The organism is Colwellia sp. TT2012, from assembly GCF_001440345.1.
GTDB lineage: Bacteria > Pseudomonadota > Gammaproteobacteria > Enterobacterales > Alteromonadaceae > Colwellia.
The window spans coordinates 1-1,200 of the sequence record NZ_LJYX01000058.1 but is presented as its reverse complement, the minus strand read 5'-3'; the positions used below and the strand labels follow the sequence as shown (position 1 = coordinate 1,200).

The following is a 1,200-nucleotide window of genomic DNA, read 5'->3' as shown; positions in this document are numbered from 1 at the left end:
CCTAAAACTGGACGCCCACCGGTAATCGCTGCGCACCATTATCCTCTGCTGGCCAGGCTCGCTCATACGCAGCCTTATTCCAGTCAAGCCGAACTGGCGCAAGCATTCCATGCAGAAACGGGCATCACCGCGCATCCCGACACCTTTGCAAAAGCGCTGAGACTGGCCGGGATCGTTCGAGTAAAGGAACGTGCCAAAGGTAGCTTCCAGCCTCCCGAGCCTCGTAAGTCTTATGGCTATACCGAGGCACACCGGCGTCAGTTGCCGGAGCAACGCTACCCCAGTTGCCTGACTGATGCAGAATGGACGTTGGTCGCTGATTTATTTGAAGTCTCGGGAGGTCGAGGCGTACCGCCTCGCTACTCCCGGCGCACTCTTTTGGAAGCCTGCTGTTATGTCGTGCGCACAGGGTGCTCCTGGCGAATGCTGCCTCGCGAGTTTCCCCATTGGGACAATGTCTATAAAACCTTTCGGCGCTGGAGCGCTCAGGGCAAGTTTGAGCAAATGCACGACCGGCTCCGTGCCCAATGGCGAGAGCGGGTGGATCGTGATGAGCGGCCGTCAGCCGCTGTTCTGGATTCCCAATCAACGCGCAGCTCTCCCCAAGGCGGTGAAAGCGGTTACGACGCAGGCAAAAAGGTAAAAGGACGTAAGCGAAGCCTTATCGTAGATACCTTGGGCCTTCTTTTGGCCGTGAGCATCAGCGCAGCCAGTGTGCAGGATCGAGATGCGGCAGACGACGCCGTGACCTCCTCGATGGACAAGTACCCGTCATTAAATACCCTGTTCGTCGACAGTGCCTACGCTGGAAAGTGGGCCCAGCGTATGCAGCACACTCATTCGCTCGAGATCCAGGTCATACGAGGAGCGAACAATCGCCGCACCGGGAAATGGCATTCAGAGCAAGGCGATTTGTTCACGGCAGCGCCGGTTGCGAGCGGCTTTGTGGTCATGCCCAAGCGCTGGGTGGTGGAACGGACTCATGCCTGGAATGAGCGAGCCAGGCGGCTGATCATGCACCACGATCGGTTACTGGATGTGAGTGAGGCTTGGGTATGGCTGGCTGAGGCTCGCATGCTCGCTCGTCGACTTACTACTTGATTTTGTCTACACCCTCCTAGCAGCAAAGCACCGACGATTGGAAGCAGGGACAACCCCTTCAGCAACCGAAAGGTCCTGGTGAGGGTTAGGCCTTGCTTG

At 57.7% G+C, this 1,200-nt stretch carries 1 protein-coding gene; it reads left to right on the top strand.

Annotated elements, in window-relative coordinates:
- Nucleotides 1-1,101: IS5 family transposase (locus tag ASU03_RS18595; protein ID WP_057833252.1), on the top strand; the 1,101-nt coding region annotated here is incomplete at its 5' end.
- Between the last annotated feature and the right edge of the window lie 99 nt (nt 1,102-1,200).